This window comes from Xanthobacter nonsaccharivorans (assembly GCF_043194755.2).
In the GTDB taxonomy this organism is placed as follows: domain Bacteria; phylum Pseudomonadota; class Alphaproteobacteria; order Rhizobiales; family Xanthobacteraceae; genus Xanthobacter; species Xanthobacter autotrophicus_G.
This window is the reverse complement of the sequence record NZ_CM195526.1, coordinates 2,987,024-3,011,881: the sequence shown is the minus strand read 5'-3', so window position 1 is coordinate 3,011,881 and position 24,858 is coordinate 2,987,024. Positions and strand designations below refer to the sequence as shown.

The window sequence follows — 24,858 nt, the reverse complement described above, 5'->3', positions numbered from 1 at the left end:
ACACCGTTGTCCGGCACGAACCGATGGGGCCGCGCTTCCTAATTTTCGTATGCATGTTGTGCGATGCCTGCGGCCGCCCGCTTGCTGATCGTTGCCGATTTTAGGCCGCCATCCGCACGGCGAATGAGGCGGGCGGTGTTCGAGCTTGATTGCCCCCTCCGTGCTGCTTCTGAAACTGCCGGCGTGATCTTCGTGGCGGAGAATGGCGAGGGGCCGGGCGTGAGGCTCAGGAAGCAGCCGTGACCGGGGTGCAGTTTCGGGCTCTTTACAATTGGCGGACCCACAACGATTCTGCCGGCTTGGGACAGGCAAAAGAGATCGATTGGCGTTTGGCGGTGGGGGGCAAGGTGGTGGTGCGGCCGGAGAGGTGGCCGACTTCTTTGCAAAAAAAAGCGCAAGGAAGTAACGCCGCCCCACAGCACTTCATCGGGGCAATGGGGGAGTGATTTAGGCGCTATCTCTTCGTCCGATATTCCCAATGAATGGCGAGTGCCGGGACCAGGAAAAGGACGACATTCAGGACCTTCCAGAACCCGATGATGTTGGCCATGTACATGTGCGTTTGATCGGCACTGAAACCGAAAAACGCCGTCATCAAGTTTGTCGTGGCGCCGCCCAGCGACAGCAGCCACGTCAACGTGATAACCACCAGATTGATGACGAAGGCCTTGAACAGGACGTTTCTGATTCTAAGCGGCGTTTCCATCGAAAATTCCTCCTTGTGAGGTATCTCCTGTTCGGATGGCCACCCTTGGAGCCGCTAGCGTGCGCTTCAGCGGCCAGATCGGCAACCGGCCGGTGCTACGGTCGCGGGATCGTCATCACCCACACCGGCTTTGTTCACGCGCTGCGAGACGACCCATTCCTGCAGCTTGGGCGGCGCCTACTCCAGCAGCGTTTCCTTGCCGGTTGCGCCGTCCAGCCATGCGGCGAAGGCCTCCGGCGGCAGCGCGAAGCCTGCGCCGTGATGTGCGGGCTGCGGCTCAGGACCTGTTCATTTGCCTTTGGCGTCCTCCGGTGTCTCCAATAAGGAGGCTGTGAACGGGGGCGGGCAATACGGAGAGCCCTGACATGCGCCTCATGTCTTCCGCATTCATCGACGGAACCCCCCTTCCGCGCAGCTTCACCTGCGATGGGGAGGGTATCTCGCCGCCTCTGGCCTGGACCGGCGCGCCGTCGAGCACGAAAAGCTACGTGGTCCTGTGCGAGGATCCCGACGCCCCTTCCGGCACCTGGCACCACTGGGCGGCCTATGACATCCCACCTCAAGTGACGGCCTTGGGGCCGGATGCCGCCCGCCATGCGGAGCAGCTCGGATTCCGGCACGGCATCAACGACTTCAGTCGCATCGGTTATGGCGGCGCCTGTCCCCCGCACGGGCACAAGGCGCATCGCTACCGCTTCCACGCGCTGGCGGTCGATGTCGAGCACCTGCCGATCCTGCAAGGCGCGTCCTGCACCGAGGTGGAGCGAGTCGCGCGCAAGCACCTCCTTGCGGAAGCGCTGGTGGTTGGCCTCTACGAGCGATGAGGGCGATACGGCTGTTCCTGTGCCGCGACGTGATGACCGGACCTTGGCATCCCCAGAGGTGCCGCGGGCGAGGTGATGCGCCCGCCGATATCTACCGGGCGCCCCGCTAAATTTCATCAGGACGATGGGGGAAGGATGCCTTCGACCGTGCCGCCTCCGTGCGCGTGCCCTGCAAAGGCGCCACCTTATCCTTGCGGCCCACGGACCGGGCGGATGCATGGCTACCGCTCCCTAATGAGGGGATTGGCGCCATGGTCACGAGCCACATCCGGACATCGCTTGATATCGCGGTGAGAACAGCGCGCGAGAAGGTGCTCAGGTGCGAGGCCACAGGCGATCTGAAGGCCTGTCGGATCACGACCAACGTGGACGGCGAGCATCGTGAGGTCGACGTTGCGCAAGAGGCCCCGCCTCGCGCCTGACGGCCGCAGCCATTACGCGAGACTCACCGCCGCAGCGCAGCACTTGAACTCTGGCACCCGGGTGGTGGGGTCGAGGCGGTTCACGGTGAGCTCGTTGGCGGCGGCCTCGAAGAAGGACATGGCCATCCACACCACCCCCGGCCGCAGTGCGGCGTCGGGCCAGGCGGCGAGGCGCACTGTGCCGCGGCGGGTGCGCACCTCCACCGTTCCGCGAGCGGCGATGCCCAGCCGTGCCATGTCGTCCGGATGCATGTGGGCGCGCGGCTCGGGGCTCAGCGCTTCCAGCACCGGGGAGCGGCGCGTCATGCTGCCGGTGTGCCAATGCTCGCGCAGGCGCCCGGTCATCAGGATGAAGGGGAAGGCGGGGTCGGGCGCCTCGTCGGCGCCGGTGGCGTCGAGGGGCACCACCGCGGCCCGCGGCCCGCGGGCGAATCCGTCGGCGAACAGGCTGTCGCCTTCCGGCGCCGGGCGCAGCGGATAGCGGGCGTGGCCGGCGCGCTCCATCAGCGGCCAGTCGAAGCCGGCGAGGGCGGGCACCTCCCGCGCCATCTCGTCGAACAGGCGCTCCACCGTCAGCTCGGCCCAGGGCAGGCCGAGGCGCACGCCCAGATCGCGGATGATGCGCCAGTCGGCCCGCGCCTCCCCCGGCGGGGGCACGGCGGGCGCGATGCGCTGCACCAGCCGGTCGGTGTTGGTGACGGTGCCGGCGCGCTCCGCCAGCGCCGCGGCCGGCAGGATCACGTCGGCGAAGGCCGCCGTCTCGGTGGGGAAGATGTCCTGCACCACCAGATGCTCCAGCCGGGCGAGGCCGGCGCGGGTGGCGGCGAGGTCGGGGTTGGCCATGGCCGGGTTGCCGCCCACCACGTAGAGCGCGCGCACCTCGCCCATGCGGGCGGCATCGAACATCTCCACCACCGTGTGGCCCGGCGCGGCGAGGGGGCGGTAGCCTGGCAGATAGGCGGGCAGCAGGCCGGCGTCGCAGGAGCCCTGCACGTTGTTCTGTCCGCGCAGGGGGTGGAGCCCGGCGCCGGGCCGGCCCACCTGCCCGCACGCCAAGGCGAGGGCGATGACGGCGCGGATGTTGTCGGCGCCGAAGGCGTGCTGGGAGGCGCCCATGCCCCAGAAGGTCATGGCTGCGCCCGCCCCGGCGAACAGCCGCGCCGCCGCCGCGATCTCGGCCGCGGGAACCCCGGTCAGCCGCTCCGCCACATCGAGCGTGTAGGGCGCCACCCGTGCCTTCAGCGCCTCGAACCCCTCCAGCCGGTCGGCGACGAAGGCCTGGTCGTGGCGGCCTTCCGCGATCACCAGCCGGGTCATGGCCGAGAGCAGGGCCACATCCGTGCCCGGCGCGGTGCGCAGGTGGTGGGTGGCGAAGCGCGACAGAGCCTGCATGCCCGGATCCACCAGGATGAGCTTCACCCCGCGGCGGAAGGCGTTCTTCATGAAGGAGGCAGCTACGGGATGGTTGCTGTCCGGGTTGGAGCCCACCATCAGCACCACGTCGGCGGCGGCGATCTCCTCGATGGGCGCGGTGACGGCGGAAAAGCCGGTGGCTTCCGCCAGCGGCGGCACCGAGGCGCACAGCCGCGTGCAATGGTCCACGTGGGGCGTGCTGAAGCCCTCGCGGGCAAGCCGCTGCAGCAAATAGGCGTCCTCGTTGGAGCCCTTGGCCGAGCCGAGCACGGCGAGCGCCTGCGGGCCGTGGGCCTGCCGCGCCCGGGCGAAGCCGCGGGCGGCCATGTCCAGCGCCTCGTCCCAGCCCGCCGGGCGGAACAGCGCCAGCACGTCCGCGCCCCGCAGGGAGAGGCCGGCATCCTTCGGCGCGTCGGCCCGGCGCACCAGCGGGGTCGTCAGGCGGTCCGGGTGGCGCAGATAGGGGAAGCCGAAGCGGCCCTTCACGCACAGCCGGCCGTGATTGGCCGGGCCGTCGGCGCCCTCCGCCCACACCACCACCTGATCACCGGCGAGGTGCAGGGTGACGCGACAGCCGACGCTGCAGAACGGGCACACCGTCTCCCCGCTGGCCGTCACCGAGGCCGGTCCGCCGGCGGCTTGAAGCGCCTTCGGCGCCAACGCTCCGGTGGGGCAGAGCTGGGCGCACTCGCCGCAGGAGGCGCAATGGCTCGTCCCCATGGGGCTGCCGTCGTCGAAGGCGACGTGGAGACCCTCGCCGCGCCCGGCGAGGGCGATGACGCCGTTCACCTGCACGTCGCGGCATCCCGCCCGGCATTTGCCGCAGCGGATGCAGGCATCGGGATCGAGGGCGATGGCGGGGTGGCTGGCATCCGCCGGGTGCCCGCCCGCGCGGTGGCCGAAGCGGTCGGGGTCGGCGCCGGTGCGCGTCACGAGATCGCGGAAGGGCGAGGCGGGATGGCGCGCGGCCGCCTCCGCGCTCATGTCGGCGGCGAGCAGCTCGGTGGCGAGGCGGCGCACCCGCGTGGCGCGGGGCGTGTCGGTGCGCGCGACGAGGCCGGTGGTGGCGGCATGGCGGCAGGCGGGCACGAGGTCCGCTTCGCCCTCCACCTCCACGAGGCAGGTGCGGCAGCTGCCGATGGGAGCGAAGCCCTCCCGCGGGGTGGCGCACAGATGGGGCAAGTCGAGCCCGGCGGCGGTGGCCGCCGCAAGCAGGCTCTGGCCCGGACGGGCCGCGATGGCGCGCCCGTCGATGGTGATGGAGAAGCTTGTCATGGGCGGCACGTCACGGGGTCGGATCGGCGAGGGTGGAGAGGCGGCCGAGGAAGCGGCCGGCATTGCGCCCCAGGGCGCACAGGGAGGCCTCGCCCATGACGGTGGCGAGGTCGTCGAGCAGCGGCCGGTCGAGCGCCCCGGCTCCGGCCAGCGCCTGCGCGGCCTTCGCCGTGCCCACCCGGCAGGGCCCGCACTGGCCGCAGCTCTCCCGCGCCAGATAGGCGGCCATGCGCGCCGCGACGGCCCGCGGATCATCCGCCGCGCCGAGCACGATGGCGCCGCCGGTGCCGAGCCGCAGGCCGGCGGCCAGGAGCTCCGCCAGAGGCCGGCGGCAGTCGTCGGCCGTCACCAGCGTGCCCGACGAGCCGCCGATCACCATGCCGCCGAGGGCGTGCCCCTCCGCCATGCCACCGGCGATCTCCACCAGGTCGGCGAGGCGGGCGAGACGGCGCACCGGCTTCGGCCCCGGCGCGCGCACCCGGCCGGAGACGCTGTGGAGCCGCGTTTCGGGATGGAGCAAAGCGGCGGCCGGCGCGCCGGGCGCGCCGCCCCATGCCGCGGTGATGCGGTAGAAGGTCTCCACGTTGTGCAGCAGGGTCGGCCGGCCCAGATAGCCGCGCGCGGTGGGAAAGGGCGGGCGCTCGGCAGGGCGCGCCGGGCGGCCCTCCAGGCTGGCGATGAGCGCCGTTTCCTCGCCGCAGATGAAGGCGCCGCCGCTGCGCCGCAGCTCCAGCGCGAGGCCCTCGGCGAGGCCGGCCGCCGCCACCTCCTCCAGGGCGCGGCGCAGGATGGCGTGGATGGGGGCGTAGTCGTCCCGCACATAGAGGAACACCCGGTCCGCCCCCACCGTGCGGGCCGCCACCAGCGCCGCCTCGATGACGCCGTGGGGTTCGTTCTCCAGGATGAAACGGTCCTTGAAGATGGCGAGCTCGCCCTCGTCGCCGTTCACGATCACCACCGGCGTGCCCTCGGCCGCCATCACCTGCCGCCACTTCTCCGCCACCGGGAAGCCGACGCCGGCGCGCCCCACCGCCTGGTGGGCATCGATGCGGCCCAGCACTTCCGCCGCCGCGGCCGGATCGGCCATGAGCCGCCCCGCCATGGCGTAGCCGCCCGCTGCCCGGTAGGCCGCGAAGCCGCGCGGGGCCGGCTGCGGCCGCTCGCCGTCGCAGCGGTTGCGGCACACGCCGGTGCCGCCCGCCCCGTGGAGCAGGGCACAGACGAGGTCGCCGCAGCGCTCCCCGGTGGCATAGGGCCGGGCAGTGGCATAGTTGACCGCCGGAAAGGCGGTGGCCACCTCGTAGGCCTCGGAGGGGAACAGGCCGAGCCGGTCGGCCACGGCGCGGAGCCCCGGCTCGGAGATGCCGGATCCCCCTTTGGCGTCGCGCACCTCGAGGAGGATTTCCAGAAGCCGCCCGCGGGTGGCACCGCGCGCCAGCGCCGCGGCGATGGCGGCGCGCTCCACGGGGTCGTCGGGGGCGGCCGGCGGCCGGGCGGCCTCAGGGGCGGGGGGCACGATACAGCTCCTCCCGCAGCTCCGGGGTGAAGGCCGAGGCCGGCCCGTCGAAGAACAGCCGGCCGCCGCGCAGGGCGATGATGCGGTCGGCATAGCGCACCGCGAGATCCACCTGGTGCAGGCTGCACAGCACCGAGAAGCCGCGCTCCCGCGCTGCCCGCTGCAGGATCTGCAGCACGTTTTCGGAGGAGTCGGGGTCCAGGCTGGAGATGGGCTCGTCGGCGAGGATCAGCTCCGCCTGCTGGGCGAAGGCGCGGGCGATGGCCACCCGCTGCTGCTGCCCGCCGGAGAGCCGCTCCGCCCTCTGATAGGCGAGGTCGAGCAGCCCCACGCTGTCGAGGCAGGCCAGCGCCAGCTGGCGGTCCCGGGCGTGGAACCGGCGCAGCAGCACGCGCCACAGCGGGGTGCCGGCGAGCCGTGCCGCCAGCACGTTGTCGATGGCGCTGAAGCGCTTCACCAGATTGAACTGCTGGAACACGAAGCCCACCTCGCGCCGCAGCGCCTTGAGGGCGGCGGGCTTCAGCGCGGTGACCTCGGTGCCGCGGATGGCGACGCTTCCCGCGTCCGGCTCCACCAGCCGCGTGAGGCAGCGGAACAGGGTGGACTTGCCGCAGCCCGAGGGGCCGAGCAGCACCACGAACTGTCCGGCCGGCACGGTGCAGGAAACGCGGTCCAGCACCGTGCGGCCATGGAACGCCTTGCTGAGGTCGCGCACCACGATGGCGGCGCCGTCCTCGGCGGCGAGCGAGCGGTAGGGCGGAAGGTGCCCGGAGGTGACGATGTTCATGGCAGGCTCCCGTCGGGCCGGTCAGGCGCGGCCTTCGCCATCGGAGAGGCGCGCCGGCGTTCCGGCGCGGGTGGCGGCGGCCTCCGGGCTCAGCACGAGGCGGCGCAGATAGGCGCTGAGGGTGTCGATGGCGATCACCATGGCGAGGATGACGCCGAGCACGGTGGCCATCTTGGGGAAGTCCAGGAGGTCGATGGAATCCTTCAGCGTCTGGCCGATGCCGCCGGCCCCGACGATGCCCAGCACCGTGGAGGCCCGCACGTTGAACTCCCAGATGTAGAGGGTGACGGCGACGATGTTCGGCCACACGTCCGGCAGCAGGGCATAGCGGAAGGCGCGCACCGGGCCGGCGCCGGTGAGCTCCACCGCCTCCACAGGGCCGGGATCGGCGGGCTCGATCACCTCGGTGAGCAGCTTGCCCAGCGCCCCCACCATGTTGAATAGGATGGCCAGCACGCCGGTGAACGGGCCGAACCCCACCGCGGCCACGAAGATGAGCGCGAACACCAGAATCTCGGTGCCGCGCAGAACCCCCAGCAGCGCCCGCACCGCGCGGTAAAGCAGCAGGTTGGGCGTGGTGTTGCGCGCCGCCAGCGGCACCAGTGGGATGCACACCACGAGGGCGCCGATGGTGCCCACCGTCGCCATGGCCAGGGTCTGGAAGGCGTCGCGCAGCACCCGGTCGAAGTCGCGCAGGTCTGGCGGGAACATCTGGGTGAACCAGGAGGCGATTTTCGGCAGGCCGTCCACCAGCTTGGCCGGGTCCACCCGGGCCGCCGAGACGCAGGCGCCGAGGAAGCCGGCGACGGCGAGGAAGACCAGCGCGCGCCGCAGGTTGCTCCAGGTCAGCCAGGGCCGTGCCGGCTCGGCGTAGCGGGTGTCGTCGAAGCTTGCGATGGTCATGGCAGTTTCCTGGCGGTTTCCTGGCAGTCTCCCGCGGGATGCCCGGGCGCGCCGGGCGCGGGAAGCCGGTGCCCGCAGGCACCGGCGGCGCGGATCAGGACTTCAGCTTGCCGGTGACGCGGCCGGCCTCCTCGATGATGCCGTAGTCGGCATGGGTGGCGGGCACGAAGCCGTTGTAGCCGCTGCCCATAAGGACCTGCGCCTTGTCCTCCGGCAGGGAGACGAGGATGTCGCGGATCTTCGCCTTCAGCGCCGGGTCGAAGCCCTTGGGCACGCAGATGGCGTCGTTCGGCAGTTCCTGGGAGGTCCAGTAGACCACCACCTTGGCGGGATCCATCTCGCCGGCCTCGATCATGCCGTAGCGGCCGCGGTCCATGTTGGAGCCGAGGTCGATGAGCCCCTGCTGGATCATGGACACGTTGTTGCCGAAGGTGGCGCCCTCGCGCAGCTGGAAATACTCCCGCGGGTCGACGCCGCTCTTCACCAGGAAGGCGTAGGGGATGAGCCAGCCGGAGGTGTTGCCCTGGTCGCTCAGGGACAGCTTCATGCCCTTGGCGTCCTGCGGGAAGGTCTTGATCGGCAGGCCCGGCCGGCCCTCGATGATGGCGTGGTAGAAGGGCTTGCCGCGATACTTGGCGGTGGCGATCACCTCGGTGCCCACGCGCTGGTTGGCGAGCACATAGCCCCACGGGCCGAGCCAGCCCACATCCACGTGTCCATTGCTCATGGCCACCGACACCGCGGCCCAGCTCTCCGGGCTCACCAGCTCGTAGGTGGCGCCGAGCTCGCCCGCGAGATAGCGGAACACCGGCTCGAACTCCTTGATGGTGATGGCGGGGGTCGGCCGCACGGGGGCGATGGCGAAGCGCAGGTGCAGCTTGCCGTCGCGCATCTGCTGGCCGTGCGCGGCCCGGGCGACGAGCGGAAGCGAGAGCGCGGAGGCGGCGAGCGCCCCGAACCGACGACGGGTGATCATGTCGACCTCATGGGTTGGTGGTGCGCGGCGCGATGGCCGCGCCGGCGGGGATGCCCGCCTTGCGGCGGCAACTCCCGCCTCGGCGTCGTGAAAATTCCAAATCTCAATGAAACTCAAACAACGATTATATTTCACTCTGATGACAATGGAGCCGCTGCGGTCGCCTGATGCACCGGAAGATCGCCGGGATAGGCCGCTTTTCACACCAGATCACGGCGGATCGATCCCGTCAGGGTGGCACAGAGAAAAATTCCAATTCACTATCTAATTGCTATAACTATTCACTTATTGCATATGGTGGGTGGGTAACGGGCCGCCGCTGCGGCGGCGTGAGGGGAGACGCACAGGCATGCTGAATCTGTCGCAGGTTCAGACCTTTCTCGCGGTCATCGACGAGGGGGGCATCCAGTCGGCGGCCGAGCGGCTTGCCTGCTCGCAGCCGGCGGTGTCCCAGCAGTTGCGCAAGCTGGAGGAGTTCGTTGGCGTGCCCCTGGTGGTGCGCAACCGCAGCCGGGCGGTGCCCACCCGCGACGGCGAGCTGTTCCTGCCCAGGGCGCGTTCCCTCGTCGCCGCCGCCGAGCGCGCCCGCGCCCTCGTCGCCGATCGCCGGCTGGTGGTGCACGCCTCGGGCAATGTGGGCGTCTATCTCGCCCCCCGCCTCGTCGCCGCCTTCGAGCGCGATCTCGGCCGGCCGGGGGCGGTGGACCTTGCCATCACCACCAACCGCCATGCGGTGGATGCGCTGGCCTGCGGCGAGGCCGACGTTGCCCTGACCGAATGGAGCGAGGAGCACCCCGCCGTGGAATGGCAGGGCTGGCGCCGCGAGAAGCTGGTGGTCATCGCCGCCCCGGATCATCCGCTGGCGCAGGCGCGCTGCATTCCCCGCCAGGTGCTGCTCGACCATCCCGTCATCGGCGGCGAGCCGGGCACCGGCACCGGTCGGGCCCTTGCCGGCGTGTTCGGGCCCGATGCGGCGCGCCTGCGCGTCGCTCGCCAGCTCGGCAGCACCGCCGCGGTGAAGGAGGCGGTGAAGGCCGGGCTCGGCCTCTCAGTGGTGTTCGCCTACGCCGTGGCCGAGGAGGTGAAGGCCGGCATCCTCGCCATGCTGGAGCTGGAGGAGGCGGACATCTTCAAGACGCTGTTCATCGGCCTCGGCCGGGAGAGCCCCCAATCCTCCCTGGCCCGGCGCTTCGCCGCCTTCTGCTCCGCCTCCGTCTGAGCCTTCCCGGTTCTCGCAAGAGAGCTGCCAAGACACCTGCCAAGACACCTGCCAAGAGACCTCTGCCAAGAGACCAACGAAGAGACCTGCCATGGCCCGCAAGACCCTCGTTACCAACTGGGTGCATCCCGAGGTGCTGGACCTGCTTTCCACACGCGGTCCGGTGGAGGCCAATACCACCCGCGAACCGTGGCCGCGCGACGAGCTCCTGCGCCGCGCCCGTGACGCGGATGCCATGCTCGCCTTCATGACGGACCATGTGGACGCGGCTTTCCTCGACGCCTGCCCGGACCTCGAGATTGTCGCCTGCGCCCTGAAGGGTGCCGACAATTTCGACAGAGAAGCCTGCCGCGCCCGCGGCGTGGCGGTGACCATCGTGCCGGACCTGCTCACCGCGCCCACCGCGGAGCTGGCGGTGGGGCTGATGATCACGCTGGGGCGCAACCTGCTCGCCGGCGACCGGCTGGTGCGCGACCGGCCCTTCGCCGGCTGGCGGCCGGTGCTCTACGGCATGGGCCTCGACGGGGCGGAGGTCGGCATCGTCGGCATGGGCGCGGTGGGGCAGGCCATCGCCCACCGGCTGCGGCCGTTCCGCTGCCGCCTGTCCTATTGCGACGCGCAGCCCCTCTCGCCCGCCGCCGAGGATGCCCAGGGGCTGCTGCGGCGCGACCTCGCCGACATCATCGCGCGCAGCGACTATCTGGTGCTCGCTCTGCCGCTCACGGAGGCCTCGCGCCACCTGATCGATGCCGCCGCGCTCGCGGCCATGAAACCCGGTGCGCTGCTGATCAATCCCGCCCGCGGCTCTCTGGTGGACGAAGCGGCGGTGGCCGATGCACTGGAGGCTGGCCGGCTCGGTGGCTATGCGGCCGATGTGTTCGAGACCGAGGACTGGGCCCGCGCCGATCGCCCGGCCGGTATCGAGCCACGCCTCCTCGCCCACCCGCGCACGGTGCTCACTCCGCACATCGGCTCAGCGGTGGACAGCGTGCGGCGGGACATCGCCTTCGCCGCGGCCCGAGACATCCTGCGCCATCTCGACGGGCAGCACCAGGATTCGACCCTTATTCGGCACGGTTGTCGGGTGCAGTGATATCAACTTGATAGTTATTTCATTCCGCCCCTGGCGCCATTCATGGCTCGGCTGCTGCCGGCTGATTTAGATTTTATGAAAAATCAAAGACATAGGTAGGTTTCTGCACTCCGGAGAGTGCAGGATAGGCCGGTCGCTTCCGGTGATCCGAGGCGGGGCGGGGTCAGGGTTCTGCCGCCGCCGACGCACCTAGGGTTGGCTCACCGATTTGGCGCGCAATGTGCTTGGGGTGGGGCGGACCCGGATTTTTGGTCGGGTTTGCGACGTTGAATCCTAACAGGAGCTCATCTTGCCCGCGTTGCAGGAAACCCGCACTGTCGTGACATTGGCACCCGCTAAGCCTGCCGGATTGGCTGATCTGGGTGTGCCTCTGGTCGAAGCCACCGTGGTCAAGAAGGGGCGCGTGCACGAGTTCCTGCAACTTCTGCCGGATGGCAAGATCGGTCGTCGCTTCCAGGATCTTCGCGTCATCGCGATCAAGACCGTCGAGGCGGGCGTTCCTTCGGCGAAGCTGTTCGTCCAGTTCGAGGTGTTCGGCGACAACACGGCGGCGCCGACAAACGGGGGCGGCTTCGAAGCGGATCTGTTTGCGGGCCCGCGGCAATTGGCGAGCCTGTCATCGGGCAGCCTGTTCCTGCCCTATGCCAGTTTCTGGTATCCGAACCGCTTCGTATTCGAGGTGCCGATCGCGGACTTCGATCAGGTTGACCGATTGGAGTTCATCGCGAAGCCGGAAGAGGTTCGCGCTGTTTAGGCAGGGAGCCGGCAGGTCCGATGCGAACAGGTCCGACGATGGGGCCGGGCGCTGGGGGCAGGAACGCGGCTCTTCAGGATGCGGGCTCCATCGCAGGGAGCTGAAGCCGTCTGGCCTCCGGCGATGGCCCCATCATCCGGAAACGCCCGGCGCTCGAAGGCCTGTCCAGAAGCGATATTGAGCGACAATACATGAGCTATCCCCTCGTCAAACGCGTGCCGCATCGGATGCTCGGCGAAATGCTGCGGATGATGTTGAGCGAGCAGGTGTATTTCGACCTGACCCTGGAAGAGGGGCGGACATTGTCGCGCGCATTCACCGCCGTGGCCTATGACTGGCGGCGTACCGACTTCATCTATTTGAGCCCGGTCGGAAGCGACGATGAATTCTCCGCGGCGGTCAGGCAAGACGGGCTTCATGTGGAAACGGCGGGTGGAAGCCACCATTTGGGTTGGGATGATGTGACGGAATTGGCCGAGCGACTGGCCGTGGAGTGAGGCGATAGCCTGATGTTTCTCCGTCCGCCTCGGCCGTGCCATCGTGCCCCTCCGGCGCGGTGGGGCGGGACGATCCTGGACGTCAAAGGCCCTTTGCGGGCATCCGGCTGCGGGGCTTTGCCGGGATTTCCTCCTGGCGGGCCTCGCGCTCGGCGCGCAGCCGGGACGTCTTGGCACGGGTGGCTTCGAATTCGCTCCTGTAGCGCTCCATGGCGCGGGCGGTGGATTCCTCTAGCTGGCGTCGGCGTTCGGCGCTGGAGAGGTTGTTCTGATGTGTCGTGATAAGAGTCATAGGACGTACTACCACGAATACATGCATGCGGTTGCAAAATATTTCATGTAGGACGTCGCCCGAAAGCCGAAAGCAAAAAAGCCCCGCCTCGAAGAGGTGGGGCCTTCTACTGCAACCTTCAGATCGCCTCAAGCCATTGCCAGTACATCCGTGGCCAATGGTTCAGGATAATCACGCGGCCTGAAGATTTCCTGCAGAATTCTTTCCGGACTTGTTGTCGCGGACAATGTCGAACTGGAGCTTCTGCCCTTCAGCAAGGGTCTGCATCCCCGCCCGCTCGACGGCCGAGATGTGAACGAACACGTCCACACCGCCATCATCAGGCTGAATGAAGCCAAAACCCTTGGTGGCGTTGAACCACTTCACGGTGCCGATATTCATGACGATTTCCTTTCAATCGTGCATAGAGTGTCCCACCCGTAGGATCAGGTTGGACGGTAGTTAGATATTGAAGGGAGTCGTCGCCAGATGCACCGAAATGCATCAGAGAAAAATCAGCCGCCAAAATCAGACAAATGGAAGTTAGGGGTGGATTGTGTTTATTGCAAGACCCAAAATACGTTAATCAGTCGCGTTGTCTTTTTTGTTCAGGCGCGGCGCAATTCGGACTCGCGTGCGACACGCTCAAACTCTTCGCGTTCGCCCTTGATGCGGTAGCTCGGCTCGCCCCTGTCCGGCGGGAGCTCGCGCAGAATGCGGAACCGCCCGGGCGGCGCGCGGAAGCCCTCGGCGAATTCGACCCAATTGTCAGGCTTGAATTTAGCTTTCATCAAGCTCTTCTAACACGCATTGCGGTCGATGGTGCTTTAATATTGGTGGACTGAGCCGTTTTTTTATCAAATGTCAATTCCGCGACAACGCTGCGGTTTTCGCTGTGGTAGCTTGCCGGAGGCTTCTGTATCGAAGCCAGAGGCGTTCTCATGAAAAAACTATGTATATTGATGTGTCTTCTCTGCGGCACTGCCTCAAGCGCCTTTGCGCTTTCCCCTGACATGACGCTCGACTTTACCTGGATCGGCACGAAGCTGTGCACGCCGAAGCCAAGCAGCCCTGAATTTCTGCTGGAGAATGTACCGGCCGGAACGACGAAGCTCCGGTTCGCGCTGGTCAACCAGGCCGGCCGCGAGCTCGGCGGGGCGGATGTGCCGCTGCCGGTGCGCGGAACCGTTCCGCGTGGCGCCGTGTCGTTCCGACCCCCGTGCGTCGGGGGGATGTATACTTGGAATGTGGATGCCCTCGACGCCGAAGGCCGGCTCCTGGCGACGGCGAAGCTCACAAGGCCGTTCTATTGACGGGGGCGTGAGGGCCTCGGGCACGCTGGGACAGGGCCTCTCAACCCACGTCCCAGCATGGGCCTCTCAGCGGGGCGGCGCGGATGTCGCCGGCTTCTTCACCCGGCGCTTGGGGGCGGCGATCAGGCCTTCCCACTGTGCCTTCTTGCGGGTTGCCTTGCGATGACGACGAATGGCTTCGTCATGCTCGCGGGCACGCTTTTCGGAGGGCTTTTCGTAAGCGCGGCGCTGCTTCATTTCGCGGAAAACACCTTCCCGCTGCATCCGCTTCTTCAGAACCTTGAGTGCCTGCTCGATATTGTTGTCTCTGACGAGAACCTGCAAAAGATTTCCAATCCGAAGGTCGTCCCGAATCCCTGGCCACCCTGTGGCCGCTCGCTCGGATGGGCCGGCCGAAGCCGGTTGACGTCATGGTATAGGGGAAATGGCCGCCCAAGGCGATGGGTTACGCTGCTTCCCTCATTTCCACGGTCATGACCTTGAAGCTCGAGAGTGTCGAGGGTCCGAAGGACGTCACGATGGCCACGTCGGTGGCGTCCCGTCCGCGCGCCATGAGGATGCGGCCGATGCGGGGCCTGTTGTGCCTAGCATCGAACGTGTACCAGCGATCGCCCAGGTAGACCTCGAACCAGGCGCTGAAATCCATCGGGGCCGGATCCGGCGGAACGCCGATGTCGCCGAGATAGCCGGTGCAGTAGCGCGCCGGTATGTTCATGCAGCGGCACAGGGTGATGGCGAGGTGGGCGAAGTCGCGGCACACGCCCTGCTTCTGCGTGTAGGCGTCGAAGGCCGTCTTCAGCGGGCTGGCATGGGCGTAATCGAAGGCGATGTGGTTGTGCACGAAATCGCAGATGGCCTGCACCAGCGTCCACCCCTTGGGCAAGTGGCCGAACATGGACCAGGCGATGCCGGTCAGCCGGTCCGTCTCGCAATAGCGGCTGCCGAGCAGGAACTGCAGCACGCCCACGGGCAGGTCGCCCAGCGCGTGCTGGGCCGCGTCGTGGGCCACTTCGTCGGGCTTGCCGCTGTCGCGGATCACGAAATCGGTGCGCATGGTCAGCTGGCCGGCCGGAGCCTCGATGACGTGGCAGAAATTGCCGAAGCTGTCGTGGTAGGTATTGGCCACCAGCGGCGGGTCGAACAGGATGCGGTCGAAGCTCGCCAGGTCGGCGATCCGCGAGGGATACACGCTCAGGGTGAGGATCATGGGCGTCGACTGGGCGCACGCGTAGGAAATCTCGTAGCCGGCGTGGATTTGCATCTGGAACCTCTGGGATGTGCGGGCAGGGCCCGCTATGTCGGCTATGGTGCGTGCAAATCGAAACGTCGCGCGACGGCGCGGCCGGCCGGAGAGGATCTCCCGTGGACCGGACTTTTCCCTTGCTGGCGGCGGGCGACATGCCGCCGGTCTCGGTTATCAATGCCGATGGGGGATCCGCGTTCCTCATCGTCGCGGATCATGCGGGCAATGCCTTTCCACGCGCGCTGGACACGCTCGGCCTCACGGCCGTGGATCGCGCACGTCACATCGCGTGGGATATCGGCATCGCCGGGGCCTGCCACAGGCTGGCAGATATCCTTCATGCCACCCTCATACAACAGAATTATTCCCGCCTGGTGATCGACTGCAATCGGCCGCCCGGCGTGCCGGATTCCATCCCCGAGGCCAGCGACGGCACGCCGGTGCCCGGCAATCGCGGCCTCGATGCTGCCGCACGGTCCGCGCGAACAGGGGAGATCTTCCAGCCCTACCATGCCCGCATCGCCGCCGAGCTCGACCGCCGGCAGGCGGCGCGACGGCCCACCGTGCTGGTCGCCATGCACAGCTTCACGCCTGTCTTCAGCGGCGTGCGGCGCCCCTGGCATGTGGGCGTGCTCTATCACCGCGATGCCCGGTTTGCGGGCGCGCTGCTGGCCACGCTCCGGCGGGACCGGGACCTCGTCGTCGGCGACAATGAGCCCTACAGCGTGAGCGACGCGACCGACTGGACGATCCCCGAGCATGGGGAGCGGCGCGGCCTTCTTCACGTGGGCATCGAGATCCGGCAGGACCTCCTCGCCCATCCGCAGGGGCAGGCGGAATGGGGCGCACGCATCGCCGCCATGCTGCCCCAGGCGCTCGCAAACTGTGCGGAAAGGGAAGCGGTGGATCAGCCGGAGTGTTGACGGGGGAGCCGCGGTCGCGCCGCAGCTGACCTGGCACCACATGTCCGATGCGGCCACACTACGGCTCGCGCCTTCGCGGTCGAGCGTGCCTATGCCGGGCAACGGACGGAGCGCATCACGCCGCGGTCGAGCCGCGCCTCACCACGAACGGTCTGGTGACGCCTTCGTTCGACGCGAAGGCCTGAGCGGCGGGCCTGGAACGCCTTTACCGTACCATGGCCCTTCGCTACCGCGCCCGGCGTTCGCCCATCGCCATCGGCGCTGGAGAGAAGTGGGGCGGGGCCTCGCGATGGGCGCGCGCAATTATCCGCGTGCCTCAGGATGCGCGGTTGATGCGGATGCCCGCAGCGTCGCGGTCGAAGGTATCGGGCGTGACGCCCTCGGCACGCAGCTCGTGTTTCTGCACCTTGCCGCTGGAGGTCTTGGGCAAGGCCTCCACCTGCCGCACATAACGCGGCACCATGTAGTGCGGCACGCTGGCGGCGAGGAAGGAGATCAGCTCCGCCGCATCGAGGGTTGCTCCCTCGACCGGGGTCACCACCACCAGCACCTCGTCTTCCGTAAAGGCGCTGGGCACCGCCACCGCCGCGCATTCCTTCACCGCCGGATGGATGCGCACCTCCGCTTCCAAAGCGAAGGAGGAGATGTTCTCGCCGCGACGGCGGATGACATCCTTCAACCGATCCACGAAGAAATAGGTGCCGTCCGCGTCGCGCCGGAAGCCGTCGCCGGTGTGGAACCAGCCGTTGCGCAGCGCCTCGGCGGTTGCGCCGGGATTGTTGTAATAGCCCTTCATCAGCGCCCAGGGCCGGTGCGCGCGGATGATGAGCTCGCCCGTCTCGCCGTCCGGCACCTCCAGGTCGTCGGCATCCACGATGCGCAGCTCGAACCAGGGCCGCGGGGCGCCGGCGATGCCCTTGCGGGTGATGCCGGGGCCGGCATGCAGGGGGCTGGCGATCTCGGTCATGTTGTAGATGGTCCATGCCTCCACCCCGAAGCGCTCGGCGAAGGCGGGGCCGTCCTCGCCGAAGGGGGTGATGAAGGCCCGGCGCAGCGGATGGGCGCGGTCGTCCGCGGACGGGGGCGCCTTCAGCAGGAAGCTGGCCATGACGCCGAGCAGCAGCACATAGGTGGAGCCGGTCTCGCGCACGGCCGGCCAGAACTCCTGGGTGCGGAACTCCCGCATCATGCCGATGGAGAGGCCGCGGGCGAGCTGGGCATAGACATAGAGCGTCGAGCCGCAATGGAAGATGGGGCCGCAGATGAGACAGCGGTCATCCGCCGCGACGTCGAAGGCATCCGGCCCCATGGTGTAGAGCTGGGTGTAGGAGGATATCACCCCCTTCGGGTTCCCCGTGGTGCCCGAGGTGTACATGATGGCCTGCGTGTCCCACGGCGCGATGGGCCGGTCCAGCTCCAGCACCGCGGGGTCGTAATCGTCCCGGTCCTCCAGCGCCAGCACCTCGAGGCCGTCCACCGCAGCGGGCGCGCCGGCCACGGTCAGAACCGTCTTCAGCCTGCCGGGGGAGAGGCCTTTCAGGCGGTCCAGCAGGGCCGCCTCGGCGATCATCAGGGGCGCGTCGGCATCGTTGAGGATGTGCTCCAGCGGCCGGCCGCGGACGGCGGTGTTGAGGGGCACATAGACTGCGCCGAGGTAATTGATGGCGAACCAGGTGGCGAGCAGGTCCGGCCCGTTGCCCATGAAGCAGAGCACGTGCTGGCCGCGCGTCACGCCATGGCGGGCGAGGGTGGCGGCGCGCCGGCGTACATGGGCAAGGGTGGCGGCATAGGTCCAGGTGGAGGCGTCTGCAGGGCCGGGCCAGAACTGCACGAAAGGTGCTTCGGGCCGTTCCGCCGCGTGGCGCTCCAGCATGGTGCGCAGCACCGCATGCGCGCCTGAAAGCGCGGCTTCCCGCTCTCCCATCCTCATCCTCCCGGTCTTCTCCGGCATGCTTTTCGATGCCGTTGGCGCCTGTTGCAAAGACTTGGTCCTTATGCAACATACTCAGTAGTATGTAAAGGGAAACATGCTCTGGGAGGAGCCGCAGGCCCCATGAAAATGGTGGAAATCGAACGGGATGGCGCGCTCTGCGTGGTGCGCTACGACCGTGGCGGAAAGGCCAATGCCCTAAGCTTCGCGGCCATCGAGGAACTCACCACGGTGGCGGCGGGGCTGGAGGCGGATACCACGCTGAAGGCCGTGGTGCTCACGGGCACGCCCACCCGCTTCTCCGCCGGCGTGGACCTTGCGGACGCGGACCTCTGGCGGCCCGACGCGGACCTCGCCGCCCGCCACCGCGCCATGGCGGCGGGCGGGCGCCTGATCGAGCGCTGGCGGCGCCTGCCGCAAGTGGTGATCGCGGCGGTGGAGGGGCCGGCCATCGGCGGCGGCGGCATTCTCGCCATGGCGGCGGACTTCCGCGTGGCGGGGGAGGGCGCCTTCTTTCGCTTTCCCGAGGTGCGGCTTGGCATGACGCTGGGCTGGGGCGGGCTCTCGCTGCTGGTGGCCCTCGTGGGGCCGACGCGCGCCAAGCGCCTCCTGTTCGCCGACGAGACCGTGCCCGCCGCAGCCGCCGTGGAGATGGGCCTTGCCGACCGGCTGGCACCCCAGGGCGGTGCGGTGGAGATGGCGAAGGCGTGGGCCCTTGAGATGGCCCGGTGCCCGGCCCTGCCGCTGGCCATGACCAAGCGCGCCGTCGATGCCGAAAGCCGGGACAACTGGGCCGCATCCTACGAGGCGGACCAGTTCCTTCTGTCCCGCATGATGTCCGAGAAGGCCGGATGAACCGGCCACGCAAACCAGGAAGCTGAAACGGGAGGATACCTCATGATGCGCGGATTTTCCGGCTGCGTCGCGCTGGCGGCGCTCGCCATCGCCGGCACGCCGGCCTCGGCCGAGACCTACAGGCTTGGCGTGCTCACCGACATGTCGGGCATGAATGCGGACCTTGCCGGTCCCGGCTCTGTCACGGCGGCGAAGATGGCGGTGGAGGATTTCGGCGGCAAGCTCCTGGGTCGCGACCTGGAGGTCATCGTCGGCGACCACCAGAACAAGCCGGACGTGGGCGCCTCGCTCGCCCGCAGCTGGATCGACGAGAAGGGCGTGAAGGCCATCATCGACGTGCCCACCTCCTCCGTCGCCATGGCGGTGCAGGAGGTGACGCGCAACACGGACACCGCCTTCCTGGTCTCCACCGCCGGCTCGTCCGAGCTGACGGGCAAGATGTGTTCGCCCACCACCGCCCACTGGACCTGGGACACCTACGCGCTGGCCAACGGCACCGGCCGCGCCATCACCCAGGAGGGCGGCAACAGCTGGTTCTTCATCACCGTGGACTACACCTTCGGCCACGCGCTGGAGAAGGACACGAGCGAGGCGGTCAAAGCCGCCGGCGGCACGGTGGTGGGCGCCGTGCGCCACCCGCGCGAGACCTCGGACTTCTCCTCCTACCTGCTGAAGGCGCAGGCTTCCGGGGCCAAGGTGGTGGCGCTGGCCAATTCCTCCGGCGACACCATGACGGCGCTGAAGCAGGCCAACGAGTTCGGCATCACCCAGGGCGGCCAGCGCATCGCGGGCATGCTGCTGTTCCTCACGGACGTGCATGCGGTCGGCCTCGACATCGCCAAGGGGCTGACCCTGACCACCGGCTTCTACTGGGACTATGATGACCAGACCCGTGCCTGGTCGAAGCGTTATGCCGAGCGGATGGGCGGCAAGATGCCCACCATGGTGCATGCCGGCGTCTATTCCGCGGTCGCCAACTTCCTGAAGGCGGCGCAGGCGGCTGGGACGGTGAGCGGCGCGGCGGTGATGACCAAGCTGCGGGAGGCTCCCATCAACGACTTCTTCGCCCGCAACGCCACGCTGCGCAAGGACGGGCGGCTGGTGCACGACATGTATCTGGTGGAGGTGAAGGCGCCGAGGGAATCGAAGGGGCCGTGGGATTATTACAAGGTCCTGCGCACCATTCCCGGCAAGGAGGCCTTTCGGCCCATCGAGGAAAGCGCCTGCCCGCTGGCGAAGAGCTGAGCGGCATGCCAGACGGAGCCGGGGCGCCTGAGGCCCCCGGCTCCCTTGCCGTGTCCGAAGAGTGGTCCGACGCCGAAAGACTGATGATGAGCAATCCCGAGCAGAGCCCGCCTGCGGTGGCAGGCATCCCCATTCTCGAGACCAAGGTGGCGCGCGCCTGGGTGGACTATAACGGCCACATGGGCGACTTCGCCTATGGCATCGTCTTCTCGGATGCGGCCACCGCCTATATGGACCGGATCGGCCTCGGCGCGGCCTATCGCGAGGCGTCTTCCGCCACGCTTTACACGCTCGACAGCCGCATCGGGTATCTGAAGGAGTGCCACGAGGGCGCGGCTCTTGCGGTGGAGCTGGTGGTGCTTGAGGCGGATGCCAAGCGCATGCACATCTTCATGTGCCTGCGCAATGCGCAGGGGGCGGAGTTGGCCCTGTGCGAGCAGGTGCTGATGCACGTGGCGCGCGCCTCCGGCACGCCGCGCGCGGCCCCCTTTCCGCCCGAGGTCCAGGCGCGCCTCACGGCCGATGCGGCGGCCCATTCCGGCTGGGTGCGGCCCCAGTGGCTGGAGCGCCGCATCGGCTTGCCGCGGCGCTGAGGCTCGGGCACAGGCCCCCGCCCGGCGGGGGCTGCCTTCAGGCGACCTCGAACAGCCCGGCCGCACCCATGCCACCGCCCACGCACATGGTGACCACCACGTAGCGCACCCCGCGCCTTTTGCCCTCGATGAGGGCGTGCCCCGCCATGCGGGCACCGGACATGCCGTAGGGATGGCCGATGGCAATGGCGCCGCCGTTCACATTCAGCCGCTCGTCGGGAATGCCGAGGCGGTCGCGGCAATGGAGGAGCTGGGCGGCGAACGCCTCGTTCAGCTCCCACAGGCCAATGTCGTCCATTCTCAGGCCGTGCCGCTCCAGCAGCTTCGGCACGGCGAACACGGGCCCGATGCCCATTTCCTCCGGCCCGCAGCCGGCCACGGCCATGCCGCGGTAGATGCCGAGGGGCGACAGGCCCCGCCGTTCCGCCGCCTTCGCCTCCATGAGCACGGCGGCCGAGGCGCCGTCCGAGAGCTGGGAGGCGTTGCCGGCGGTGACGAAACGGCCTTCCGTCACCTCAAGTCCGCCCTTGAACACGGGCTTCAGCGCGGCGAGGCCCTCCGCCGTGGTGTCGGCGCGGTTGCCCTCGTCCCGGCTGAGGCGGACGGCCTCGCGGCGGGTGTCGCCGGTGGCCTTGTCGGTGACGAGCTTCACCGTGTCGAGGGGCACGATCTCGTCATCGAAGGCGCCACGGGCCTGGGCTTCCGCTGTCAGGTGCTGGGAGCGCAGGGCATAGGCGTCCTGCGCATCGCGGGAAACGCCGTAGCGCTCGGCGACGATCTCCGCCGTCTCGATCATGCTCATGTAGGTGGCGGGCACATGGGCATCGAGCCAGGCGTCGTGCCAGCGATCGATGTTCATGCGCGCATTCTGCACCAGCGACACCTGCTCGACACCGCCGCCCACCGCGACCTCCATGCCCTCGCCGATGATCTGCCGGGCGGCGATGGACAGAGCCATGAGGCCGGAGGCGCACTGCCGGTCCACGCTCTGGCCCGGCACATGGGCCGGCAGGCCGGCGCGGAGGGCGGCGGTGCGGCCGATGTTCATGTGCGTTGTGCCCTGCTGCAGGGCAGCCCCCATGATCACGTCCTCCACCGCGCCGCCCTCGATGCCGGCGCGGGCCAGCGCGCTGGCGATGGCGTGGCCGGCGAGTTCCGGCGCGCTGGTGTCGTTGAACGCCCCGCGAAAGGCCTTGCCGATGGGCGTGCGGGCGGTTGAAACGACGACGGCTTCCCTCATGATGCGATCTCCTGCGGGCGCGCGAAAAGCGCTTCGGCGAGCGCCCCGAGTTCTGGTGTCAGCGGCTGCGGGCGGCGGCTGGTGCGGTCCACATAGACGTGCACGGTGCGGCCCACGGCAGCGGAGAGGGCGGCGCCTTCGCGGAACAGGCCGAAGCCCCAGGTGAGGCTGGAGGTGCCGATGCGCTCCACGCGCACGCCCACCTTCAGCCGGTCCGGATAGGCCACTTCCGAGAAATAGCTGGCACCCACGCTGGCGACGATGCCGATGGGCCCCGTGCCCGCGAAATCAAGCGCGCCGGCGCCGATGAGAGCCCGGTTGAGGGCGGAATCGAAATATTCGAGATAGATCACGTTGTTCATGTGGCCGTACCGGTCCACGTCGTTCCAGCGCGTCTCCATGCCGTAGAAGCGTCGGAACGCCGTCCGCCCCTCGGGGGCGGGACGAGGCTCGCTCATGTGCGCTCCCTCAGGCCATCGCCGCAGCGGCGGCCTTGGCACGGGCGATGATACGGTCCACGTGGGAGAGGCCCGCCTCGGTCTCGATGGGGCTGTCGAGCCGCGCGAGGTCGTCGAAGGCCGCGGCCACCGCCTCCGGGGTGCGCTGGCCGGGCGGCAGGAACACGCCTTCCGTCTCCACGATGGCCATGCGGGCCACCGTGCCCGCGCCGGCGAGCAGCGCGGTGCGGCTCGGGGCCTTCTCGCTCACGAGGTAAAGGGCGGCGGGGGTCACGTTCTCCGGGGCGAGGTGGGCGAGGGTTTCCGCGTCCATCATGTCGCCCGTCATGCGGGTGGCCGCCGTGGGCAGGATGGCGTTGACGCGCACGCCGTATTTCTCGCCCTCGAAGTGCAGCACGTTCATGAGGCCGATGAGGCCGGCCTTCGCCGCCCCGTAATTGGACTGGCCGAAATTGCCGTAGACGCCGGAGGTGGAGGAGGTCATCAGCACGCGGCCGTATTTCTGCGCGCGCATGGTCTCCCACACCGCCTTGGTCGCGTGGGCGGAGCCGATGAGGTGCACGGCGACGACGGCGGCGAAATCCGCCATGTCCATCTTGGTGAAGGTGCGGTCGCGCAGGATGCCGGCGTTGTTGATGAGGATGTCGATGCGCCCGAACGCCTTCAGGGCCGCCTCGGCCATGGCGTCCATGTCGGCGACGGAGGTGACGTTGCCCCCGTCGGCGATGGCCGTGCCGCCGAGGGCGCGGATCTCCTCCACCACGGCTTCGGCAGCGGTGCTGGAGCCGCCGGTGCCGTCGCGGGCGCCGCCGAAGTCGTTCACCACCACCTTGGCGCCGCGACGGGCGAGCTCCAGGGCGTGCGACCGGCCGAGCCCTCCGCCTGCGCCGGTCACGATGGCTACCCGGCCGTCGAACGAAATGCTCATGCCTTGTCTCCCTTGAGAATCAGAACCAGCCATTCGGCCGCGAGCGCGGGCTTGGCCGAGCCCTCCAGCTCCACGGTCACGTCGAAACGGGTGAGGAGGCCGCCGCTCCTCGGCTCCTGCGCGGCCACCTTGAAGACGCCACGGATGCGCCGGCCCACCGGCACGGGCGCAAGGAAGCGCACCTTGTCGAAGCCGTAGTTGATGGCCACCTCGCCGGGTCCCGGCAGGGCCAGCACCTCGCTGCCGAGCTTCGACAGCAGGGAGAGCACCAGGAAGCCATGGGCGATGGTGCCGCCGAACACGCTTTCGCGCGCGGCCCGCTCCGGGTCCACATGGATGAACTGGTGGTCAGAGATGGCGTCGGCGAAGCGGTTGACGAGGGGCTGAGTCACGTCGAGCCAAGGGCTCGCCAGAGGCGGTGCGCCCGGCGCGGGGATGGGTGAAGGCATGGGTGGTCTCGCGGCGTTTCCTGTATGAATGCAGCCGGCGTCGCTTCCGTCGGCCGCTTCGGTCTGGCGCCGAAAGGCGCCGGAGTCACACTTGGCAGGTGCGTGCTACAACATACTCAGTAGTATGCATCTGGCGGGCCCAGTGTCCAGCCTTCCCGGGAAGGGGAGACGGTGGCTGGCCATTGCGGTTTGCTTGCGCGGCGGGTGGTTCGCATCTTATCTCGCACGGCGTGTCCGGCGGCGACCGCAAGAAGGTCACGGATGGCGAAAGGTCCGGGGGGCGATGGTGGACGGACGGAAACGGGAGATCCGAAGCGACGGCAACGGCAATGCGGATATTCTGGAAGCCGCCGCCGCGTGCTTCATGGAGCAGGGCTTTTCCGCCACCAGCATCGACGACGTGGCGCGGCGGCTCGGGGCCACCAAGGGCCGCATCTACCATTATTATTCCTCGAAGACGGACCTGTTCTTCGACGTCCATCGCGAGGGGATGGACCGCCTGTTCACGGCGGTGGAGGCCGCGGCCGTCGCACCGGGGCCTGCGGGCGTGCGCCTCGGCCGCATGCTGGAGGCCCATGCTTTGGCCTCCATGGAGAACCACACTTACATTGCCGTGGTGGTGCAGGGCGTCCACATGCACCGCATGGCCGCCACCACCCCTGCCCAGAGGCGCACCCTCGATGCGGTGATGGACATGCGCCGTCGCTATGAGGGCCTGTTCCGGCGGATGCTGGAAGCCGGCATGGAAGACGGCAGCGCCACGGTGAGCAACCCGTCCGTGGCCATCAAGGCGGCGCTCGGCGCGATCAACTGGATGTCCGTCTGGTATCGCCCGAAGGAGGGCGAGACCGTGGACGACCGCCGGGCGCTCGCCACATCCGTCGTGCGCCTGCTGCGCCAGGGCTTCGAGCCGCGATAGGGATACGGCTGGACGGCCCGTTCTCCCGTCGATCCGTCGGGAAGTCGTGGCGGGCGCCGTCTAAACCGCCCGGGGCCACCGTCGTGACGGCTGCCGGCCGCCGCCA

Annotated in this window: 28 protein-coding genes and 1 pseudogene; 13 read left to right on the top strand and 16 right to left on the bottom strand. The window is 68.6% G+C overall.

The window, feature by feature from the left end; all coding sequences use genetic code 11:
* Nucleotides 1-156: 156 nt before the first annotated feature.
* Together V5F59_RS13860 and V5F59_RS13855 are read left to right on the top strand one after the other, a co-directional pair.
* Nucleotides 157-243, top strand: a pseudogene (locus V5F59_RS13860) (transcriptional regulator); the annotation flags it as partial.
* Nucleotides 240-446 (top strand): hypothetical protein, encoded by a 207-nt coding sequence (locus tag V5F59_RS13855; protein WP_393978319.1) that lies wholly within the window; start codon nt 240-242, stop codon nt 444-446. The pseudogene V5F59_RS13860 and the gene V5F59_RS13855, both read left to right, overlap by 4 nt.
* 8 nt (nt 447-454) lie before the next feature.
* Here V5F59_RS13855 and V5F59_RS13850 read toward each other — a convergent pair whose 3' ends face one another.
* Nucleotides 455-706 carry a hypothetical protein gene (locus V5F59_RS13850; RefSeq protein ID WP_393978317.1) on the bottom strand — a complete coding sequence of 84 codons (252 nt, stop codon included), beginning with the start codon at nt 704-706 and terminating at the stop codon, nt 455-457.
* Between the two features lie 365 nt (nt 707-1,071).
* On the opposite strand from V5F59_RS13850, the gene V5F59_RS13845 reads away from it, so the two are divergent.
* A complete protein-coding gene (locus V5F59_RS13845; RefSeq protein ID WP_393978315.1) occupies nt 1,072-1,530 on the top strand; it encodes a YbhB/YbcL family Raf kinase inhibitor-like protein in 459 nt (152 codons plus the stop codon).
* 434 nt (nt 1,531-1,964) lie between these two features.
* On the opposite strand, the gene V5F59_RS13840 is transcribed toward V5F59_RS13845, so the two are convergent.
* The 5 genes from V5F59_RS13840 to V5F59_RS13820 all read right to left on the bottom strand — a co-directional run bounded on the left by V5F59_RS13840 (nt 1,965) and on the right by V5F59_RS13820 (nt 8,822).
* Nucleotides 1,965-4,640: a molybdopterin-dependent oxidoreductase gene (locus tag V5F59_RS13840; protein WP_393978313.1), complete on the bottom strand. Its 2,676-nt coding sequence runs from the start codon at nt 4,638-4,640 to the stop codon at nt 1,965-1,967.
* A gap of 10 nt (nt 4,641-4,650) precedes the next feature.
* Nucleotides 4,651-6,156, bottom strand: a complete 1,506-nt coding sequence (locus V5F59_RS13835) for an NADH-ubiquinone oxidoreductase-F iron-sulfur binding region domain-containing protein (protein WP_393978311.1) — start codon at nt 6,154-6,156, stop codon at nt 4,651-4,653.
* Complete coding sequence (gene phnC, locus V5F59_RS13830; protein ID WP_393978309.1) at nt 6,140-6,943, bottom strand: phosphonate ABC transporter ATP-binding protein; 804 nt, start codon at nt 6,941-6,943, stop codon at nt 6,140-6,142. The genes V5F59_RS13835 and phnC overlap by 17 nt, the downstream gene beginning before the upstream one ends.
* Before the next feature lie 21 nt (nt 6,944-6,964).
* Nucleotides 6,965-7,846 carry a phosphonate ABC transporter, permease protein PhnE gene (gene phnE / locus V5F59_RS13825; RefSeq protein WP_393978307.1) on the bottom strand — a complete coding sequence of 294 codons (882 nt, stop codon included), beginning with the start codon at nt 7,844-7,846 and terminating at the stop codon, nt 6,965-6,967.
* A 94-nt stretch (nt 7,847-7,940) separates the two neighbouring features.
* Entirely contained in the window at nt 7,941-8,822 is an 882-nt protein-coding gene (locus tag V5F59_RS13820; RefSeq protein WP_393978305.1) for a phosphate/phosphite/phosphonate ABC transporter substrate-binding protein, read from the bottom strand.
* Nucleotides 8,823-9,171: 349 nt separating this feature from the next.
* Here V5F59_RS13820 and V5F59_RS13815 point away from each other — a divergent pair, with 349 nt between their 5' ends.
* From V5F59_RS13815 to V5F59_RS13800, 4 genes are all read left to right on the top strand, one after another.
* A complete protein-coding gene (locus tag V5F59_RS13815; RefSeq protein WP_393978303.1) occupies nt 9,172-10,041 on the top strand; it encodes a LysR family transcriptional regulator in 870 nt (289 codons plus the stop codon).
* Between the two features lie 91 nt (nt 10,042-10,132).
* On the top strand, nt 10,133-11,134 hold the full coding sequence (locus V5F59_RS13810) for a phosphonate dehydrogenase (protein WP_393978301.1): 1,002 nt from the start codon (nt 10,133-10,135) through the stop codon (nt 11,132-11,134).
* A gap of 289 nt (nt 11,135-11,423) precedes the next feature.
* A complete protein-coding gene (locus V5F59_RS13805) occupies nt 11,424-11,888 on the top strand; it encodes a hypothetical protein (RefSeq protein ID WP_393978299.1) in 465 nt (154 codons plus the stop codon).
* A 191-nt stretch (nt 11,889-12,079) separates the two neighbouring features.
* Entirely contained in the window at nt 12,080-12,385 is a 306-nt protein-coding gene (locus V5F59_RS13800) for a hypothetical protein (protein WP_393978297.1), read from the top strand.
* Nucleotides 12,386-12,467: 82 nt separating this feature from the next.
* Here V5F59_RS13800 and V5F59_RS13795 read toward each other — a convergent pair whose 3' ends face one another.
* From V5F59_RS13795 to V5F59_RS13785, 3 genes are all read right to left on the bottom strand, one after another.
* Nucleotides 12,468-12,677, bottom strand: a complete 210-nt coding sequence (locus V5F59_RS13795) for a hypothetical protein (protein ID WP_393978295.1) — start codon at nt 12,675-12,677, stop codon at nt 12,468-12,470.
* 171 nt (nt 12,678-12,848) lie between these two features.
* Entirely contained in the window at nt 12,849-13,058 is a 210-nt protein-coding gene (locus tag V5F59_RS13790; protein WP_393978293.1) for a cold-shock protein, read from the bottom strand.
* Nucleotides 13,059-13,264: 206 nt separating this feature from the next.
* Entirely contained in the window at nt 13,265-13,447 is a 183-nt protein-coding gene (locus V5F59_RS13785) for a hypothetical protein (protein WP_393978291.1), read from the bottom strand.
* A 222-nt stretch (nt 13,448-13,669) separates the two neighbouring features.
* On the opposite strand from V5F59_RS13785, the gene V5F59_RS13780 reads away from it, so the two are divergent.
* Nucleotides 13,670-13,969, top strand: coding sequence for a hypothetical protein (locus V5F59_RS13780; protein ID WP_393978289.1), 300 nt, complete (start codon nt 13,670-13,672; stop codon nt 13,967-13,969).
* Nucleotides 13,970-14,035: 66 nt separating this feature from the next.
* On the opposite strand, the gene rpsU is transcribed toward V5F59_RS13780, so the two are convergent.
* Together rpsU and V5F59_RS13770 are read right to left on the bottom strand one after the other, a co-directional pair.
* A complete protein-coding gene (gene rpsU / locus V5F59_RS13775; RefSeq protein ID WP_393978287.1) occupies nt 14,036-14,293 on the bottom strand; it encodes a 30S ribosomal protein S21 in 258 nt (85 codons plus the stop codon).
* Nucleotides 14,294-14,414: 121 nt separating this feature from the next.
* Nucleotides 14,415-15,230, bottom strand: a complete 816-nt coding sequence (locus tag V5F59_RS13770) for a transglutaminase-like domain-containing protein (protein WP_393978285.1) — start codon at nt 15,228-15,230, stop codon at nt 14,415-14,417.
* Between the two features lie 101 nt (nt 15,231-15,331).
* On the opposite strand from V5F59_RS13770, the gene V5F59_RS13765 reads away from it, so the two are divergent.
* The gene (locus V5F59_RS13765; protein WP_393978283.1) at nt 15,332-16,135 is read left to right on the top strand and encodes an N-formylglutamate amidohydrolase; all 804 of its coding nucleotides are present in this window, start codon (nt 15,332-15,334) and stop codon (nt 16,133-16,135) included.
* A gap of 316 nt (nt 16,136-16,451) precedes the next feature.
* Here V5F59_RS13765 and V5F59_RS13760 read toward each other — a convergent pair whose 3' ends face one another.
* Entirely contained in the window at nt 16,452-18,059 is a 1,608-nt protein-coding gene (locus V5F59_RS13760; RefSeq protein WP_393978281.1) for an AMP-binding protein, read from the bottom strand.
* A 129-nt stretch (nt 18,060-18,188) separates the two neighbouring features.
* Between V5F59_RS13760 and V5F59_RS13755 the strand changes: the two genes are divergently transcribed.
* The 3 genes from V5F59_RS13755 to V5F59_RS13745 all read left to right on the top strand — a co-directional run bounded on the left by V5F59_RS13755 (nt 18,189) and on the right by V5F59_RS13745 (nt 20,758).
* Entirely contained in the window at nt 18,189-18,920 is a 732-nt protein-coding gene (locus V5F59_RS13755) for an enoyl-CoA hydratase/isomerase family protein (RefSeq protein WP_393978279.1), read from the top strand.
* A gap of 45 nt (nt 18,921-18,965) precedes the next feature.
* Nucleotides 18,966-20,165 carry an ABC transporter substrate-binding protein gene (locus tag V5F59_RS13750; RefSeq protein WP_393978618.1) on the top strand — a complete coding sequence of 400 codons (1,200 nt, stop codon included), beginning with the start codon at nt 18,966-18,968 and terminating at the stop codon, nt 20,163-20,165.
* An 83-nt stretch (nt 20,166-20,248) separates the two neighbouring features.
* Nucleotides 20,249-20,758, top strand: a complete 510-nt coding sequence (locus V5F59_RS13745; protein ID WP_509211097.1) for a thioesterase family protein — start codon at nt 20,249-20,251, stop codon at nt 20,756-20,758.
* A gap of 37 nt (nt 20,759-20,795) precedes the next feature.
* Here the strand turns inward: V5F59_RS13745 and V5F59_RS13740 are convergent, their stop codons facing one another.
* From V5F59_RS13740 to V5F59_RS13725, 4 genes are read right to left on the bottom strand one after another with little or no spacing between them, the layout of a single operon-like run.
* A complete protein-coding gene (locus tag V5F59_RS13740; protein ID WP_393978275.1) occupies nt 20,796-21,998 on the bottom strand; it encodes an acetyl-CoA C-acyltransferase in 1,203 nt (400 codons plus the stop codon).
* Nucleotides 21,995-22,456, bottom strand: a complete 462-nt coding sequence (locus V5F59_RS13735; protein WP_393978273.1) for an acyl-CoA thioesterase — start codon at nt 22,454-22,456, stop codon at nt 21,995-21,997. Before V5F59_RS13735 ends, V5F59_RS13740 begins: the two co-directional genes overlap by 4 nt.
* Before the next feature lie 10 nt (nt 22,457-22,466).
* A complete protein-coding gene (locus V5F59_RS13730; RefSeq protein ID WP_393978271.1) occupies nt 22,467-23,384 on the bottom strand; it encodes an SDR family NAD(P)-dependent oxidoreductase in 918 nt (305 codons plus the stop codon).
* Nucleotides 23,381-23,833 carry a MaoC family dehydratase gene (locus V5F59_RS13725; protein WP_393978269.1) on the bottom strand — a complete coding sequence of 151 codons (453 nt, stop codon included), beginning with the start codon at nt 23,831-23,833 and terminating at the stop codon, nt 23,381-23,383. The genes V5F59_RS13730 and V5F59_RS13725 overlap by 4 nt, the downstream gene beginning before the upstream one ends.
* Nucleotides 23,834-24,119: 286 nt before the next feature.
* On the opposite strand from V5F59_RS13725, the gene V5F59_RS13720 reads away from it, so the two are divergent.
* Nucleotides 24,120-24,752 (top strand): TetR/AcrR family transcriptional regulator, encoded by a 633-nt coding sequence (locus V5F59_RS13720; RefSeq protein ID WP_393978267.1) that lies wholly within the window; start codon nt 24,120-24,122, stop codon nt 24,750-24,752.
* The last annotated feature ends 106 nt before the right edge of the window (nt 24,753-24,858 follow it).

What these genes read in the sequence shown, in the direction of transcription:
- V5F59_RS13725 (WP_393978269.1), bottom strand. Translation starts at nt 23,833, where the DNA reads ATGCCTTCACCCATCCCCGCGCCGGGCGCACCGCCTCTGGCGAGCCCT.
- V5F59_RS13740 (WP_393978275.1), bottom strand. Translation starts at nt 21,998, where the DNA reads ATGAGGGAAGCCGTCGTCGTTTCAACCGCCCGCACGCCCATCGGCAAG.
- V5F59_RS13810 (WP_393978301.1), top strand. Translation starts at nt 10,133, where the DNA reads ATGGCCCGCAAGACCCTCGTTACCAACTGGGTGCATCCCGAGGTGCTG.
- V5F59_RS13845 (WP_393978315.1), top strand. Translation starts at nt 1,072, where the DNA reads ATGCGCCTCATGTCTTCCGCATTCATCGACGGAACCCCCCTTCCGCGC.
- V5F59_RS13745 (WP_509211097.1), top strand. Translation starts at nt 20,249, where the DNA reads ATGATGAGCAATCCCGAGCAGAGCCCGCCTGCGGTGGCAGGCATCCCC.
- V5F59_RS13750 (WP_393978618.1), top strand. Translation starts at nt 18,966, where the DNA reads ATGCGCGGATTTTCCGGCTGCGTCGCGCTGGCGGCGCTCGCCATCGCC.
- V5F59_RS13785 (WP_393978291.1), bottom strand. Translation starts at nt 13,447, where the DNA reads ATGAAAGCTAAATTCAAGCCTGACAATTGGGTCGAATTCGCCGAGGGC.
- V5F59_RS13840 (WP_393978313.1), bottom strand. Translation starts at nt 4,640, where the DNA reads ATGACAAGCTTCTCCATCACCATCGACGGGCGCGCCATCGCGGCCCGT.
- V5F59_RS13730 (WP_393978271.1), bottom strand. Translation starts at nt 23,384, where the DNA reads ATGAGCATTTCGTTCGACGGCCGGGTAGCCATCGTGACCGGCGCAGGC.
- V5F59_RS13850 (WP_393978317.1), bottom strand. Translation starts at nt 706, where the DNA reads ATGGAAACGCCGCTTAGAATCAGAAACGTCCTGTTCAAGGCCTTCGTC.
- V5F59_RS13735 (WP_393978273.1), bottom strand. Translation starts at nt 22,456, where the DNA reads ATGAGCGAGCCTCGTCCCGCCCCCGAGGGGCGGACGGCGTTCCGACGC.
- phnC (WP_393978309.1), bottom strand. Translation starts at nt 6,943, where the DNA reads ATGAACATCGTCACCTCCGGGCACCTTCCGCCCTACCGCTCGCTCGCC.
- V5F59_RS13760 (WP_393978281.1), bottom strand. Translation starts at nt 18,059, where the DNA reads ATGGGAGAGCGGGAAGCCGCGCTTTCAGGCGCGCATGCGGTGCTGCGC.
- V5F59_RS13790 (WP_393978293.1), bottom strand. Translation starts at nt 13,058, where the DNA reads ATGAATATCGGCACCGTGAAGTGGTTCAACGCCACCAAGGGTTTTGGC.
- V5F59_RS13780 (WP_393978289.1), top strand. Translation starts at nt 13,670, where the DNA reads ATGACGCTCGACTTTACCTGGATCGGCACGAAGCTGTGCACGCCGAAG.
- V5F59_RS13800 (WP_393978297.1), top strand. Translation starts at nt 12,080, where the DNA reads ATGAGCTATCCCCTCGTCAAACGCGTGCCGCATCGGATGCTCGGCGAA.
- V5F59_RS13770 (WP_393978285.1), bottom strand. Translation starts at nt 15,230, where the DNA reads ATGCAAATCCACGCCGGCTACGAGATTTCCTACGCGTGCGCCCAGTCG.
- V5F59_RS13755 (WP_393978279.1), top strand. Translation starts at nt 18,189, where the DNA reads ATGAAAATGGTGGAAATCGAACGGGATGGCGCGCTCTGCGTGGTGCGC.
- V5F59_RS13795 (WP_393978295.1), bottom strand. Translation starts at nt 12,677, where the DNA reads ATGACTCTTATCACGACACATCAGAACAACCTCTCCAGCGCCGAACGC.
- V5F59_RS13820 (WP_393978305.1), bottom strand. Translation starts at nt 8,822, where the DNA reads ATGATCACCCGTCGTCGGTTCGGGGCGCTCGCCGCCTCCGCGCTCTCG.
- V5F59_RS13815 (WP_393978303.1), top strand. Translation starts at nt 9,172, where the DNA reads ATGCTGAATCTGTCGCAGGTTCAGACCTTTCTCGCGGTCATCGACGAG.
- phnE (WP_393978307.1), bottom strand. Translation starts at nt 7,846, where the DNA reads ATGACCATCGCAAGCTTCGACGACACCCGCTACGCCGAGCCGGCACGG.